Raw genomic sequence first — 14714 nt, forward strand, 5'->3', positions numbered from 1 at the left:
TTCCTCAAACTCTCGGTTACAGTTACGGTCGTGGTCGCGGTTGCGCGGTTGCACATGCGGTCTTGGTTCAGTTCCCTGTCGAAGCAGGAACCAGAGCAGAAACTGAGCCGAGGAACCCCTTATTTAGGAGCGACTGGTGGCAGCTCGCTGCCCTCCCCGATCAAACGCACGCCTTCGGCACACACGCCATAAGGCTCCCATCGGCAGGTGGCGCACAAGTTGCCGATATCCTCCGGCTTCACATAACCGGCTACTTTTGCACAAATATCGGCCCAGCTTAGCTCCATCCCGACTTGCAGGCCAAGCTTGGTTACGATTTCCGCATCGCGATCATAGACAGTTCTATTCTCGCAATGCGGCACCTCATCCGTCGGATAGACAGCGCACAGATCATCTGGACCAAGTACGACACGAATAATCGTAGCCGGCTTCTTACGCAGTGTTTCGTAAACACTCGTCATATTTTCACAGAATTCCTTGGAGTATCCCATTCCCCGGTACCCTAACAAACAAAGCAGGTGATGCCCGCGGAGGCCGATCGGCTTCGTCATGCTTGGACCTTGGGAATGCGGTACAAACCGTACCCGTCCATTTTCACAATAGGTTCTTTATCTTCAACAAGACCAACAGTCGTAGAATGCAAAGCAACATCGATCAACCAGCGCGTGAAATCCGCTACCGGCATCGTTTCCATCTCTTGAAGGCTATAAAAACCCGCAGCATCCACTTCTACCCCATCTGGCACAGGCTCACCACTGACATAGTCCAACTCAAAAGCGATATACACATTATGAATGTTTCTAGGTAGATCTCGCACAGCGACCAAGCGTGTGACTTTGGCTGTGACACCGCTCTCCTCAAGCACTTCGCGCTCAATCGTATCTTGAATCAGCTCATGCTGCTCAATATATCCGCCGGGATTCGTCCATCTCCCTTTGCCAGGCTCTTGCGCTCTGCGTACAAGTAAAATTTTCTCATCCTTGGTTACGAGCGCACCAACACCAATACTGTAGTTGCCCCAGTGTACAAAACTGCACGACGTGCAAGCTCTTCTTACCGTACCATCCACATCTCGCGTTTCCATAGGAGCTCCGCAAGTCATACAAAACTTTGCTTCCATTCGTCTCATCTCCAAATTCATGTAGTTATCTGTATGTAAGCTTACTGCTCCGATGAGTCATAGGCAAATCCGATCCCGTTCGTTCTGGGTTCATTGTAACCGCTTTAGGAGATACTATCCTGTCCTATCTGCGCTAGTCTTGTGATATCGCCAAATTGGGCTCATTCAGCCATTGTCTCCATAATGTCTATAAGCAGAAAAAAGAGCCTCCACCTGGAGGCCCTTACTGCCATCTACACCAAAAACATCGCCACGACCGTCGTCACCGCAAGGCCGATCAGCACAGGCAAGAGATTCCGCCTCGCCAGCTCGAACGGACTGACGCCGCAGATAGCCGCTGCCGGAATGAGCGCCCACGGAATCAAAGTACCGCCGCCAACCCAGATGGCGGCCACTTGCCCTAGCGCGGTCAGTACCGCCGCACCGGAACCGATGGCGGTTGCGAAGAGCTGCGCAATCGAGCCCGCGAGGGAGATGCCGGAGAAGCCGGAGCCGTCGAGGCCGGTAATCGCGCCCACGACGGTGAGCGTCACGGCGCCAACTGCGCCGTTCAACGGCACGACACCTGCGAGCGCGACGCCGAGGTCGTTCACGATTCCGTGCGAGCCCTCCGGAAGTATTTTACCGAACAGGTCCGTGAAAGCAGCGTCGCCGAGATAGAAGAAGGCGGCGATTGGAATCACGGGACCGAAGACTTTGAACCCGAAGACGAAGCCTTCGATGAGGTAGGCCGTCGTTTGCTCCAGACCTTGACTGCGGTGGGCCAGCAGTGTAACGCCGATGAGGATGAACACGGCGGTTCCACCAACAAGCGCAGTCGCGTCACCACCCTGCAGATTGAGGACGAACATCGCAATCACATCTAACGCGAAGAGTACGGGAATGAGAATCGCGAGTGTTTTTCTCATTTTCGAAGACAGATTGGACTTGGCATCTTGCTCGGAGGAGAGCAGCGAGTCCTTATCTCCTGCACCGCTCGTGACAAGACCGTCGCGCCATGTGCCATTTCTGATATCCCGGCGCATCATCCAGAAAGCGGTTACCGTTGTGACAAGCCCCATAACAATAACTAGCGGCACACTCGCCTCCATCACCGAGGTTACGGGTAATCCAGCAGCATCTGCTGTTAGTTTAGGCGCCCCTTGAATAATGTAATCTCCTGATAGTGCGATCCCGTGCCCGAACAAGTTCATCGCCATGGCTGCACCTAATGCAGGTAAACCCACACGTACCGCTACAGGCAGCAGCACTGCCCCGATGAGTGCAACGCCGGGAGATGGCCAGAAGAACCAAGAAGTTACCATCATGATGATCCCGATCCCCCAGAAAGCAAGCGCCGGCGTCCTTAGAAAATGGGTTAGTGGAGCGACCATCGTTTCATTAATGCCCGTACGAATAAGCACGCGGCTCATCGCCACGATGATCGAGATAATCATGATCGTCCCCATCAACTCTTTGGTTGCATAAATAAAACTGTTGAATACCCCTGATACTGAACCGCTTAATGTTTCTGTTGCTAACAAACCCAGCGCAAAAATCCCAACCACACAAATCATCGTGGTGTCTCTGCGCTTGATTAGAAGTGTAAGAATAAAGCCAATAAATACCAGATAAACCCAATGAATCGGTAGTAATTGAATGTCCATCGGGATCACGCATCCTCTCTGCCTATGCAGCATTTGGGAGTCCATTTCATTCGTAATCAGAAATAGACTCTTTGGTGCTACATTGTATGCTTGGCGAAGAGTAGGCGTTCGTGGAGAACGGGAGATTGTTGGCGCCTTGTGGTACAATGAAAGAACTATTTTACACAGGCAAGGAGAATGCAGAGTATGGCTGGTAACCAACGTTTAGTGACGGATTCCGATTTCCAGGAGGCTGTGGAAAAGGGAGCTCTTGTCCGTGTTTTCAAAGACGATCACATTGTCGACTCGAATGCAGTTGTCCTTCGTTTCAGCGAAACGACTGTGGTTCTGCAGTCGCGTGTTGCTGATTTAGCTTACTATAATCGGGAAGAGTGCGAGTTTTTTGAGATGAAAAAAAGGTGATTTGCACTAGGATCGTCTTCGGGGAGCTCCCTGAGGGCGATTTTGCATATAACAGGGAAGGCAGTCTCCTGCTATTTCAGTTGTGGGGCACTACATGGTCGTACCGGCAGATTAACGCCGATTTCTCCTGCTATTTCTAGACTTTGTTCATCTTTTAGGCAGATAACTGGATTTTCTACCGCTAATTCCGCCAAATCTAGCCAATTTCGTCGAGCTACCGGCGATTTAGCTGGAGCTTCTACCGCTAATTCATTTCCTACCCCTGAGCAGCGCAGATTAACGGGAGAAATTCCATCTATTTCACTCTACGGGATAAGCCGACAGCAAAACGAATCGAAAGCCCGCCTTCTGCATAACAGGTATGGCCTTCATGACGCCTTCAGCCGTGTCTTTCTCTGGATGGTTCATATGCGCCAAAACGATGGAACCGCTCCGAGCCTTGGTAAGCGCATTGTATACCTGCTCCGTGTTGAATGTAGCTCCAGCGTCGCCAAGCACGTTATATCCCGCCAACTGGAAGCCCAAGTCGTGGGCAATGTCGACAGCGATATCGTCGTAGAAGGCTGTGCCTGAACGGAAAAATAACGGCCGCCTTCCCGTCAGCTTTTCGATTTCATCGGCGTTCCCGGTGACTTCGCGAATTGCATCGCTCACATCTTTGGTTCCCGCGATGCCATAGGCGGCTCTGCCGTTCACGGAGAGCGGCCTATGCTCGGTCCCGTGGTTTTCGATCTCGAACAGCGGGTTCCCCGCCAGCTTGGCAAACATATCTGGATTGGCGCTTAGCCATCTCGCATTGACAAATAAGGTAGCTGGTATTTGTTCCTTGATCAAGTAATCGATCAGCTTCTCATCATAGCCGCTGCCTTCTTTTCCGCCGCAAGCGTCAAAGGTTAGGGCGATCACCTTATCCTGCGTCACAAGATGCGTCCGCACGCCGGGGATGTTCTCGCCCCATTTGTGGGGGATGGCTGTTTGGTACCTTTCTACTAATGAAAGGGATAACTTAGCTGAAGATACGAGCTCCGATGCAAAAGCGGATGTGTCTGGTGGTACATCTGCTGGTACGTCTGATGGTACGTCTATTGCAGGGTCTGCCGGTGTCTCCAGTGTCTCCGGTGTCTCCAACGACCTCACTGGCGATATACCTCTCGATTCCTCTACCGGTGCCGATGTGGGTTCGGACGACGGTGATTGCACCGGGCTGACGGCAGGCTCTACAACTGGCGTTCCAGCTCCCTCCACTCCACAACCTGAAAGCGCTACCACTACACTCAAAAGAAAAAGGAAGCACACCAAGCGCTTCCTCATTTGTGTTTTCTCCAATCCAGCTTGCTCTTCTCCAGCAAGTGGCCAAAATCATTCTCCAGCCGCTTCTCCTCCGCCTTGCGCGCAGCCTCCGCTTCAGCTCTGGCAGCATCCTTGCGAGCCTGCTCCTCAGCTTTCATTGCATCAGCTTGAGCTTTCAGCCCTGCCAAGATATCAGGACGCAGTAAATCTTTGAGTGTCGCAGGTTTATCTTGCGCGCTAGGTTCAGCGGTAGCGTTAGACCATTTCTTTTTTGCCATAAAGGGGTTCACCTCTGTTCCAATTCTACATCCGTGTTACCCCTTTATTGTACACCGCTACTCATGCAAATGATAGGGCACCGTCGCAACGACGATATCTTTATCAGCTTGCAGCTTAGAGCGAATACGTGCGGCAGACTGGTTATGGAGCAGGCGATGCCACCATTTCTTCGGCATGAACTGGGGCAGGATCACCATGATCGATTGCTTTTCCGACACATGGGTATCGACTCTTTCAATAAACTCAGCCAAAGGCTTCAAAATCGTACGGTAACGGGATTTGAACACAACAAGACGAACGCCCGGGTCCCATTTATCCCATTTCTCCTGCATCGCTTCTTCATCCTCATCCGAAAACGAGACGTAGAAAGCAATGACATTGGGAGATAAGGATTTGGCATAATTCAAAGACTGCGCCACCACTCGGTGGATGCCTGCTACGGGCACAATGATCACAGGTTCCTTAATGCATACGCGTTCTTGCGTGATATCAATGCGCAGCTGTTTGGCTACATCATCATAGTGATTGCTAATCTTGGATATTCCCCAAAGTAGAATCGGCGTCACAATAATAACAATCCAAGCGCCTTCGCTAAATTTGGTTATACAGAAAATGATCAAAACCGCAAGGGATACGATTCCCCCTAGACCATTAATTAAGAACTTACCGATCCAGCCTGTTGGACGTTCTCTGAACCATTTGCGGACCAAACCGCTTTGGGCAAGGGTAAAAGATAAAAAGACGCCAATCGCATAAAGTGGAATGAGTGCATCGGTTTTTCCTTTAAAGATGACGAGCAAAATACTTGCCAAAACGCCTAACGTTACGATCCCGTAGTGAAACGACAACCGATCTCCCCGGTACGAGAACATGCGCGGGAAGTTTTTATCCTGGGCCATAATGGACGCTAAGATCGGAAACCCGTTAAAGCTCGTATTCGCAGCTAACACTAGGATCAGCATGGTGCCAATCTGTGTTGCATAGTACATAATTCCACGACCAAATGCCTGCTCCGTAACCATCGACAAAACCGAAGTATGTCCGTGTGGATCAGGTGCAATCCCATAACCCAAGCTCAGCAAGGTCACGCCGCCAAAAACAATGGCCAGCAGAGTGCCGAGGGAAGCCAGGGTTCTCTTGGCATTTTTGACAGATGGCGTACGGAAATGCGGTACCGCATCGGAGATCGCCTCAATACCTGTCACGGCCGAGCAGCCGGAAGAGAAGGCTTTTAGAATGACAAACAATGTCAATGAGCTCGTCATCGAGCTGGGAACAACTTGGAACTCATGCATGTTCATGGATCCTGTCAGCATATCGAAGATCCCTTTACCAATCAGGAACAGGATGCACAGGATAAAAAAGTAAGTTGGAATCGCGAAGATCGTACCGGATTCAGAAGTCCCCCGTAAATTCAGCCAAACCATCACCCAAACGAGCACCAAGGCTATGGGGACAATATAAGGCACTGTAACTGGGAAAGCCGATGTTATCGCCTGCACACCTGCCGAAATCGAAACCGCAACGGTTAACGTATAATCAATCAGCAGGGAAACCCCAGTCAGTCTTCCCGACATCATGCCCAAATTTTCCTTGGCCACCATGTAAGCTCCGCCGCCCATCGGATAGGCCTCAATCACCTGGCGATAGCTTAAAACAAGAAGCATGATTAAAGCAATAATCGAGATTGCAATCGGCAATGAGAAAGCAAAAGCAGCAACCCCAACAGTCGCAAGCTCTAGCAAAATCTGCTCCGTGCCATAGGCCACCGAAGACAGGGCATCCGAAGATAGGATGGGCAGAGCCTTCCATACCTGCATTTTCTCAGATTCCAGCTCCGCAGATTTCAGCGGTTTACCGAATACAATCTTTTTCAGTGAGTCACTTGTCATGCTTTGAAATTCCTCCAAATAACCTAGTTTTCAGCTTGATTTCCCATTTTTGGGCGCAAAAAAACACAAGGATAGACCTTGTGCTTAGCCACATGTTCTCCTTTCTCACGACCGCTTACGAGGTTAGCTGACGGGTTCGGGCTGCGAGAAATCTGCCCTAAAGGTAGCTGCCGCAATGCGACAAGACGCACCTTACTCACCCCGTTGAAACCTGTGGTTCCCCCGCTTTTCTGATTAGAAAATTAAGCGAAATATTCAACTGTTAACGTACGAGTTGATACTACTCTCTTATTGGCTCATAGTAAAGGAGGGAAAAATCTTAAAAAAGATTATTCCCTCCCCGCATTCAATTGATAATCCGCTTACAAAGGTATAATCCTTTCAGTATCTCTGTTTTACTAGCTTATTGTCGGATTCATTAGGTTTTAGCGTATTTTAGCTAAATTAATTTCTCACATGACGCTTTCTGGTGGCTTGTTTTTGCTTGAAAATCATCTTTTTGCAGATGAGTGGGATACCGCCAATGAGAAATAAATAGCGGGCATCGATCATTTTTTTGAGGAATGCAGCCAGCCTGCCTTTCACTTTTTTGACCTTCAGGATGCCAATAGCTTCTCCGCGACCGAGCGAGGCAACCGTTCCTTTGTAATCATAAGCAAAAGGTCGTAAGGGCTTCCCCCTCAGGGTATGGAGCAAGTTTGTTGCTGTATTATAGCCCTGCTGGACCGCAATTTGGGCATTGGCGGGGTAAGGCGAGCCTTCTGGGCTCATGACAATCGAGCAATCCCCCGTAATAAAAACATCGGGATACTGCAAGGAACGCAAGTAGTCATCTACCTTGACCCTGCCGCGTTGAACGTGGAAACCAGCATCCTGCAACAGGGAATTGCCGCGCACACCTCCCGACCAAATGACAGTGCCGGCAGGAATGAACTGGCCATCTCCCAGCAGGACACCGCCGGGCTCGCACGCCTTAATTGCGGTAGATAATTTATATTGAACCCCTTTGCGGCGCATCACGTCCATGCCGTATTCCACGAGGTCATTCGGCAGTCCTGGCGGCAAAGCGGTAGGCGATGCTTCGATATTAATGATCTGAACAAGTGAGGGGTCAACATCAAACATTTGGCAAAGATCAGGAATCCGATCTGCCAATTCCCCAACAAACTCCGTACCTGTGAAACCCGCGCCTCCAACGACGATGGTCAAATATTCCTTATGCTTGGAATCTAATTTATATTTAGCGAACATGTACTGCGTATGCTGGCGAATGAAGCGAACACTATTAATGCTGTTAATCGTCATCGCATACTCACGCAGTCCCGGAATCCCGAAGGTTTCCGTCTCACTTCCAAGCCCCACGACCAGATAGTCGTAAGTGAGAATTTCATCTGCCAGAACAACCTTCTTTTCCTCGGGCAAAATCTGCTGAACGGTCGCTTTGATGAAATGAATTTTGCGCTCATCGATCAGTTCCTTAATGGCTACACGCGCATTTTCATGATGATCCGTACCCGCTGCCGGCATATGCAGATGCGTCGTCATGTAGTGATAGTCGTGTTTGTTGACCAGTGTGACAGCCACTTCATCTGCTTTGATCAGCTTCTGCAGCCTTATTGCGGTTACAAGCCCACCATAGCCAGCGCCCAAAATAACTATCTTCGGTTTACTCATCCGAATCCTCTCCTCCGATTAATCGTTTTTTCTCTATGAAAAAGATCGACCAAACCATTCAAGGTTGTCATGTGAAAAAAATCACATAGTCATTCAGGGAGTACACATGGTTTGCTCATTTTTAGTATATGTGCCTCCTTGCGGAAAATCACTGGAATATTGCCCAGCTTGGTCAAAAAAGGCTGCAATGCGGTCGAGACGGCCGATTAGGCTGTCTCGGGCGAGGACAGTGACCGTGAGGCAGTAATAACTCACTCCACATTGGATGAAATCCAACAGCAGCACTCTCGTGAGGCGTAATCCCCGCCTCTCGTTGGATGAAATCCAACGAGAGGCTTCAATATCAGCCTAAATGGCTGCCAATTCCCCCTACGGATTGGATTTCATCCAACGAAGCCAGCAATAAAGCCGGCAAATTCGCATTCCCATTGGATTTCATCCAACGTGACTCGACTCACTCACTACTCTGCTCACTCCCAGCATCCAACCTCGCTTTATCCGCCAATCGGCGAATGCGAAAGCTGTTCATGCCCGCCACGCCTAACTCTTCGAGCAGGCCGAAATTCGCCCACGCACCAACCACAGCACCGATGCCGGGTACAAGCTGCAGCATTTTACGGAAATCAATTGTATCCCGATACTCCTGCTGGAGCTGCAGCCAATTCACTTGATCCATATAGGCATCAGCCGCTGGAAAACCGCTTGCGATCTCATGCCAATTTTTGATCGTGTCCAGCAGAGCCGGCTTCTTGGCCGGACTGGAGAACGCGATTTGAAACACATATAAGATGAACAGGCGCTCTCTATAATCCTTGGTGGAGTAGCCATAAGCGTGCGCAAGCTCGAACAGGAATTTCAACTTGATCCCGATCAGAATGGGGAAGTCAGCCAGTCCAAGCAAAATCCCACCTGCTCCCGTACCCGCTCCCTCGGCAGCCGCAATCTTTTTGTAGAGCGACAGCAATTCCTCCGCTTTAGCATCACTTTCAGCCAAAGTAGCGCCTGCAAGCGGGTCACTCTGAGGGATATAATTCATCCCGAACAGAGTCGTCTGAAACATCCCTCTGACGGTGGCCGTGATCGTTTTGTGCACTTTTTCCGGGATGAGCTTGTTGATGTTCGTGGAGACCGATTTCGAGGCTTTTTCAATCCTATTTGGCGCCTTCTGTTGGCGAATTTCCCAGAGCTTCACTTTACGCAGCGTTTGCTGCTCATAGATACTGTAATCCGAAAACTTCATGTTTGGCACCGCCGTCCACGTTTCTTATTCAAAGTATAGTATACGGGGCTTGCACGCTCAAGATTCCCCCTATCCGCTGCAACTGCCAAGCAAAAAGAGCACCCCCTCCAAAAGAGCTGCTCTCCCTACTCCCTATTAATAACGCATAAGCATCAGTACCCCAAATGCAACCAGGCTCCAAATAACGAGCAGCGTATCCTTGGCTTGCCAGCTTAACGTGCTTTTTTTCAGCAGTTGCTGCTTACCGTCGATTTTTTTCATTTCCATCGCTACGGTCATTTGCTCAGCTTTGTGAAACATGGCCAGCAGGAGCGGCACGACCAGCGCCGGGATATCCCGCATTCGTACCATGCCGGGCCTGATCGCCGCTTTGCCTCTAGCCCTCACAATCGCCGAGAAGCGCTGCCACTCCCGTAAAATAAGCGGAATGAATCGAAATAAGAGCGAGACCGCCAAAGCAAAGGATTCCACTGGCAGCTTCATTTTGCGGAAAAAGGACAACGCCCAGTTCAGCCCCTGAACAAGCTGACCATACGGTGTAGACACGGCTAACCAGTAGCCGGCCATCAAGATCAAAAACAGGCGCGTGAGGACGAAGGCTGCGCTCCACGCACGCTCAAGCGCGAAGCCAAGCGGGAACTGCCCCTCGGCTGCGCTCCACGATAGGCCGGCCAGCGCGATCGACATGAACATGAAGATCAAGAACGGCACGGCGATCTTCCAGCTTCCGCGAATCGCGGCACGCGGAAGGCCGAAGCACGAAAGGCCGAGGAGCACCGCAGAAGCCGCGAGGCCGCTCCACACCTGCAGCTGCATCGTTCCGATGACAAGCAGCAGGTAGAGCAGCCACTTCGCGCGCGGATCACGCGCTAGCCACGCGGCCGGCGCAGCCGCTGGCGCTACGCGGGCTTCGCGCGCGTGCTTCGGCGCTGCCGCTTGCGGCGCCGGCGCCGGGCTTGCGCTGCTGCGTTCGCGCAGCGCCTGTAAGATCGCCGGAGCAGCCAGCTCCGGCGTGAGCAGATCCGGCGCGACGGCGATGCCGTGTCGCGCCAAGGCTTGAGCGGCCTCCACGCTGCTCGGGAGGCCAACACCCGCGCGCGCGAGCAGCTCCGGCGCGCGGCACAGCGCTTCCGGCGAGCCGTCGAAGACGAGCTCGCCGCGGTCCAAAACGAGGACACGGTCTGCCAACGGCAGGAACGTGTCCAGGTCATGCGTGGCGATGAGGAAGCCGCCACGCTCTCGCGCGCGAATAATGCGCAGCAATTCGCGGACGGCCGCCGCCTCGAGGCCGGCGGTTGGCTCATCCATGAGGAGCCAATCCGGTGCCGTGGCGAAGGTTGTCGCCAGCGCGAGCCGGCGCTGCTCGCCGCCGCTTAAGGCAAACGGCGACCGCTCCAGGGCGAAGACGCCGCGGGGGTCGAGATCAGCGCAGCCGGCGCGAATGCGGCGCTCGCGCTCGTCCGCCGTGAGCCGATAAGGGCGCAGCGAGTAGGCGAATTCCCCGCGAATGCTGCTGGCAAACAGCTGCTGCTCCGGGAATTGAAAGATCAGGCCGAGCCGCAAGAGGTGAGCTTGGTCTACCTTTCTTTTATCCCATAAAGGCTGCTCATCAAGCGTTATTACTCCTGAGGCTGGCTCCAAAATGCCCGCCATCACCTGAAGGAGCGTCGACTTCCCCGAACCTGAATGACCGATTAATAGGGTAACTGAACCGTCTGAAAGCTCAAAACTGATGTCTTTCAGCAGTTGCTGATTAGGATCATCCGGGACATTGATCTGAATGTTTTGCAAAGTTATAGACATGTATCGGCCACCGCCTCGGCCAGCTCATCCATATCCAGCGGAAGCAAACGAAGCTTACAGCCATGATTCAGCAAGCCGAAGGCTGTTTTCACCACATAGGGAGAGTCGAGGCCCAGCTCCGAACAAGGTGATGTTTCCAGCGATTTCTCTTCCTCTTCCCCATAAAAGAAAGCCCTCGGTCCCCCATCAAACGTGATCCGCCCATCGCCAAATCCAATAACTCGCGTCGCATCCGCCACTTCTTCCAGCCGATGTGTAATCCATACAATGGTCGTACCTCGTTGATGAGCTTCGCGTACGGCTTGGCGGACTCCCTGTCTTGCTGCGGGGTCTAGCATCGCCGTCGGCTCGTCCAGCACTAAGATTTCGGGTTGCTGAGCAAGCACGGCCGCTAGATTAACTAACTGCTTTTGCCCCCCTGATAAGGTAGAAAGCGTTCGTTCGAGCGGTAGCGACAAGCCCACAGCTGACAGGCTTTGGAGATACCATGCTTTGCGTTCTTCAATTGTTAAATCCGGCTTGCCCGGCAGGTAATCAAATTCCTCTTGAATGGTGTCTCCAACGAACTGGGCATCCGGCAATTGCAGCACGCCCCTAATCTGCCCAGGTTCCTTGCGCAATATTTCTCCGCTTGAGAGTGGACTTAAGCCCAAGAGGCAGCTAGCTAGGGTGCTTTTGCCGCTCCCGTTTGGCCCAATTACAACCATCCATTCCCCTTTATAAATTTCTAAAGAGACATCCGACCATACGCGCCGTCCCTCTTCTGATTGTGTGCGATAAACGACGGAGGCGTTCTGCAAAGAAGCCACAATTTCTCGATTTGCCATATATAAAATGTCCTTCCACTTTCATAAAAGATGTGCTATGATCTGAATGATTTATTGTTAACCATTGTTATAAATTGAAGTTGACAATACATAAACAATAACAGAAACAGGAGCGATGAACAATATGAAACTCACTTTGCGCGGCGTTGTTTTCAGTGCCCTTTTTGCAGCAATCCTTGTCTTATTCAGCTTTGCAAGCATCTCACTGCCTTTTACACCTGTACCCATTACTCTGCAAACGCTAGCGGTTATGCTTGCCGGCGGCTTGCTCGGAGCGCGTTACGGCTTCTTCAGTATGGCTCTTGTTGTGATCTTGACGGCTGTTGGCTTTCCGCTGCTTCACGGCAATGGTGGTTTAGGCATCGTGCTTGGACCTACGGGCGGTTTTATTATGATCTGGCCGATCTCTGCCATGTTGATTGGTATGATCTTGCCGCGTATTCGCGTGAAGGGCGTTATGGGCTACATTGCCGCCTTCCTCGTGATTGAAATCTTCGGTTCTCTGGTTCTATATCTTGCGGGAGTTCCATGGTTGATGTACAAAGTTCCGTCTTATACGTTTGAAAAAGCGATGATTGCGGCCTGTTACCCCTTCCTCTTAGGGGATGCGATCAAAGCTGTGGTTGCTGTGCTTATCATTGTGCCGGTTCGACAAGTATTTTCTCCAGAACGGCTTACGGGTTCCTCTTCGCATAGCGTTGTGCAGCGTACGGATGTCCGTATGTAAGTAAGGGATATATTGCACTATGAATACGAATCGTTAACATTCAGTCTTACTGCTCTTTCCTTGGAGCGGTAAGGCTTTTTTTTGCTTGCTGACAGGTGGCCACGCGATTTTTACGTTTTTGTAATGTGCAGGTCTGATTTTTTATTCGATTGTAATGCTCTGACGTGTAAGCTTGATCTTGTAAGCAGGCACGACGCAAGACACACGATGCAGATATGTCGCACACAGCATAAGGCAACTTTGTAAACCTAGCAACCCCATTATATCGAACAGGAGTGTTATAGATGAAAAACAACAAAAAAATAATTGCCGCTTTGACCCTTACAGCAACTGTAAGTTTGTCCGCTATTCTACCCTTCAATGCCATGGCCGCGAACCCTTTCGCTGATGCCTCAAGCTCTTCCAACGTACAAACAGCCATTGAAAAATTGGCTGAGCAACAAGTGCTATCCGGTTATGAGGATCACAGCTTCCTTCCTAATCAAGCGGTAACTCGCGCAGAAATCGCCAAAATGGCCGCACTCGCTCTGCACATCAACATGGACACAGCGGAAACAACAACTTTTAGCGATGTAGCAAAAGGAGATTGGTTCTACTCCTACGCGGCAGCCCTTGAATCTGTAGGAGCTATCACTTCCACAAATGGTCAATTCCAAGGCGGCGTTACTGTCTCTTCCGAGCAACTGGCAGGTGTCATTGCGAAGGTGTTAAAAGTTGATACAGCGGCTGTACAGCAATTGCCGAGTTACGCTTCTTTAACTAGCAGTCAAGTGACACGCGGTGAGGCCGCTCTTCTCATTTTCGAAGCGCAGCAATTAGCTCCTATTCATGTGACAAAGCTGGAGGTTTTGAATGCAATTACCTTGCAGGTCACCTTCTCAGCACCGATTCCTACGGCAGAATTAGAACTTGAACCCGCGTCCAAAAACTTTGTTTTCGACAACGGTTTGGCCATCAACAACGTTCCACGGTTAAAAACCGGATCCACTTCAACTTACATTGTGCCAGTTCCAACTCAAAAAGCCGGAACGACCTACACGCTAACTTATAAAGGTGAGCCTGCCGGGACTTTTACTGCGAGCACAGAGAAGATTGCTTTGGCTTCCACGCAGCAAGTAGCTAATGATGTTTTTGAAGTTGAGTCCCACTTGGCTGATGGTGTAGCAGACTATGGTTATGTCATTGCAGCCTATGCCAAAGGCCGTCCAGGCTCTTTTATCGTAAATGAGAAGAATCAATATAATGGCATGACTTATGAAATTCTTTCTTCGATGCGTAACCGTGAGGTGCAAATCACTCCTGATGGCGGCACACCGATGATTGCCAAATATTTGCCATTCACCCAAGCAACCGATGGCCGTCAAGCGCCTAAATTCCTTCTGCCTAACGGCGAAACATTGAAGCCAGGTGTGACTTACACGGTTTCTGCGGACTGGGCTACTTTGAAAAATGCTACATTCACCGCAAAAGACATCGCGCCGCTAACGATTCAATCCGCATCCACAGTGGATGCGAAGACGATTAACGTGACCCTTTCCCAAGATCCAAAGGATGAAATCTTCGTTTCACGCCGCGTTACTTTGACGGGTACAGACGGTGCTGTTCTGACAGCAGAATACACGCTGACTACGCGTAAAGGTGCTGTAGGTACTTTCGCTTTGCTTAATAATGGCCAACTTGTGCCAGGTATGACGTACACTGTCGCTCCAGAAGGCAAGTGGGCTACGGCTTCGGCTGCGGGAGTAACTTTGACTGTTGCGAAATAAAGTAAGCTAAGGAGAGGAGTACCTTGTATGAGGTGCTCCTTTTGTTCT

At 50.9% G+C, this 14714-nt stretch carries 13 protein-coding genes and 1 riboswitch; of the genes, 3 read left to right on the forward strand and 10 right to left on the reverse strand.

The genetic code is table 11. The annotated features are described in order from the left end of the window. Positions 1 to 119: 119 nt before the first annotated feature. From GQF01_RS17895 to GQF01_RS17905, 3 genes are all read right to left on the reverse strand, one after another. A complete protein-coding gene (locus GQF01_RS17895) occupies positions 120 to 551 on the reverse strand; it encodes a DUF1284 domain-containing protein (RefSeq protein ID WP_161408074.1) in 432 nt (143 codons plus the stop codon). Then, entirely contained in the window at positions 548 to 1141 is a 594-nt protein-coding gene (locus GQF01_RS17900) for an NUDIX hydrolase (RefSeq protein ID WP_328803478.1), read from the reverse strand. The genes GQF01_RS17895 and GQF01_RS17900 overlap by 4 nt, the downstream gene beginning before the upstream one ends. Before the next feature lie 212 nt (positions 1142 to 1353). Continuing rightward, the gene (locus GQF01_RS17905) at positions 1354 to 2766 is read right to left on the reverse strand and encodes a hypothetical protein (protein ID WP_161408249.1); all 1413 of its coding nucleotides are present in this window, start codon (positions 2764 to 2766) and stop codon (positions 1354 to 1356) included. 186 nt (positions 2767 to 2952) lie between these two features. On the opposite strand from GQF01_RS17905, the gene GQF01_RS17910 reads away from it, so the two are divergent. Next, positions 2953 to 3168: a hypothetical protein gene (locus GQF01_RS17910; protein ID WP_161408076.1), complete on the forward strand. Its 216-nt coding sequence runs from the start codon at positions 2953 to 2955 to the stop codon at positions 3166 to 3168. Between the two features lie 300 nt (positions 3169 to 3468). Here the strand turns inward: GQF01_RS17910 and GQF01_RS17915 are convergent, their stop codons facing one another. The 7 genes from GQF01_RS17915 to GQF01_RS17945 form a co-directional block, all read right to left on the reverse strand. Beyond that, on the reverse strand, positions 3469 to 4437 hold the full coding sequence (locus GQF01_RS17915) for a polysaccharide deacetylase family protein (RefSeq protein WP_328803481.1): 969 nt from the start codon (positions 4435 to 4437) through the stop codon (positions 3469 to 3471). A 38-nt stretch (positions 4438 to 4475) separates the two neighbouring features. After that, complete coding sequence (locus GQF01_RS17920; RefSeq protein ID WP_161408078.1) at positions 4476 to 4736, reverse strand: YqkE family protein; 261 nt, start codon at positions 4734 to 4736, stop codon at positions 4476 to 4478. Between the two features lie 57 nt (positions 4737 to 4793). After that, complete coding sequence (locus GQF01_RS17925) at positions 4794 to 6629, reverse strand: APC family permease (RefSeq protein WP_161408079.1); 1836 nt, start codon at positions 6627 to 6629, stop codon at positions 4794 to 4796. A gap of 97 nt (positions 6630 to 6726) precedes the next feature. After that, a riboswitch (cyclic di-AMP (ydaO/yuaA leader) is annotated at positions 6727 to 6888 on the reverse strand. A gap of 185 nt (positions 6889 to 7073) precedes the next feature. Further along, entirely contained in the window at positions 7074 to 8303 is a 1230-nt protein-coding gene (locus GQF01_RS17930; protein WP_161408080.1) for an NAD(P)/FAD-dependent oxidoreductase, read from the reverse strand. A gap of 454 nt (positions 8304 to 8757) precedes the next feature. Beyond that, on the reverse strand, positions 8758 to 9543 hold the full coding sequence (locus tag GQF01_RS17935; protein WP_161408081.1) for an EcsC family protein: 786 nt from the start codon (positions 9541 to 9543) through the stop codon (positions 8758 to 8760). Between the two features lie 135 nt (positions 9544 to 9678). Continuing rightward, a complete protein-coding gene (locus GQF01_RS17940; protein ID WP_161408082.1) occupies positions 9679 to 11346 on the reverse strand; it encodes an ATP-binding cassette domain-containing protein in 1668 nt (555 codons plus the stop codon). Further along, positions 11337 to 12173 carry an ATP-binding cassette domain-containing protein gene (locus GQF01_RS17945; protein WP_161408083.1) on the reverse strand — a complete coding sequence of 279 codons (837 nt, stop codon included), beginning with the start codon at positions 12171 to 12173 and terminating at the stop codon, positions 11337 to 11339. The genes GQF01_RS17940 and GQF01_RS17945 overlap by 10 nt, the downstream gene beginning before the upstream one ends. A gap of 124 nt (positions 12174 to 12297) precedes the next feature. Here GQF01_RS17945 and GQF01_RS17950 point away from each other — a divergent pair, with 124 nt between their 5' ends. Next, the gene (locus GQF01_RS17950) at positions 12298 to 12900 is read left to right on the forward strand and encodes a biotin transporter BioY (RefSeq protein ID WP_161408084.1); all 603 of its coding nucleotides are present in this window, start codon (positions 12298 to 12300) and stop codon (positions 12898 to 12900) included. Between the two features lie 284 nt (positions 12901 to 13184). After that, entirely contained in the window at positions 13185 to 14666 is a 1482-nt protein-coding gene (locus GQF01_RS17955; protein ID WP_161408085.1) for an S-layer homology domain-containing protein, read from the forward strand. Positions 14667 to 14714: the final 48 nt, after the last annotated feature.

It is taken from the genome of Paenibacillus silvestris, from assembly GCF_009882985.1.
In the GTDB taxonomy this organism is placed as follows: domain Bacteria; phylum Bacillota; class Bacilli; order Paenibacillales; family NBRC-103111; genus Paenibacillus_E; species Paenibacillus_E silvestris.